Source organism: Bartonella sp. AC10YNML (assembly GCF_042196825.1).
Classification (GTDB): domain Bacteria; phylum Pseudomonadota; class Alphaproteobacteria; order Rhizobiales; family Rhizobiaceae; genus Bartonella.
Genome location: NZ_JBHIRA010000071.1, coordinates 1 through 793, shown reverse-complemented (window position 1 = coordinate 793; position 793 = coordinate 1). Strand labels below are relative to the sequence as shown.

1 pseudogene is annotated in these 793 nt (G+C 48.5%); it reads right to left on the bottom strand.

The window, feature by feature from the left end:
* A pseudogene (locus tag ACFINA_RS09680) lies at positions 1-793 on the bottom strand (phage tail tape measure protein); the annotation flags it as partial.

Genomic DNA, 793 nt, shown 5'->3' with positions numbered 1-793 from the left:
AAAGATTTACAAAAATCCATCAATTGTGAGATAGATGACATAAAGCCATCGACAATCGAATTAGCCAGATCTTCGCCCGCTTGTTCCATACCAGCCTTGGCACTCTCCGAGAGCTTTTCCTGTGTAAAAAAACTCTTCAACCATTGCCAAAAGTTGGAAAAGCTTCGTTTAACGCTCTCCCACAAATTGCCAAACCACTCGACAACAAAGGAAAGTCCTTGTTTAAACTTTTGCCAATGTTTAGAGAAGTCGAAAGCAGCAGCAATGATGTTTTTCCATTTGGTGATGGTGGTAGTATCAGCACCAAAAAAACGCATAACGGCTTCAAAGGCACGCCCCCAAGCCCGAGATACCCCCCGTGCAAAACCTTTGACAAAAGAAGAGAAACGGTCCCAGTATTTCCACAAAGCAAAACCAGCAGCAAGGATGACAGCCACAACAGCAGCAATGACCGCCCCGATCGGAGTAAAAATACCCCCCACAACAGAGGAAAGACTTGCCCCAACCACTTCGATCACTGTCCCCATCCAACCAAAAGAGGCAGCAAATGCACTTCCTGAGACAGCAATCCCCCGTAAAGCCCCGACCAACAAGGTCATGGGGCGTAAGAGTCGGAGTGAACTTGCCCCAAGACCCGCGGTTAGCAAACCCAGCAAGCGCCCTGCGGCTGCTAAGCCACGCCAGCTTGCAGAAAGACCACGACTGAGTACTCTAAGCTTGATAAAAGAGCCTATCAATTGAAGAAGCCCAAGGCGTGTCCCGGCCATAGTAAAACGCAACACACGCAGAGCAA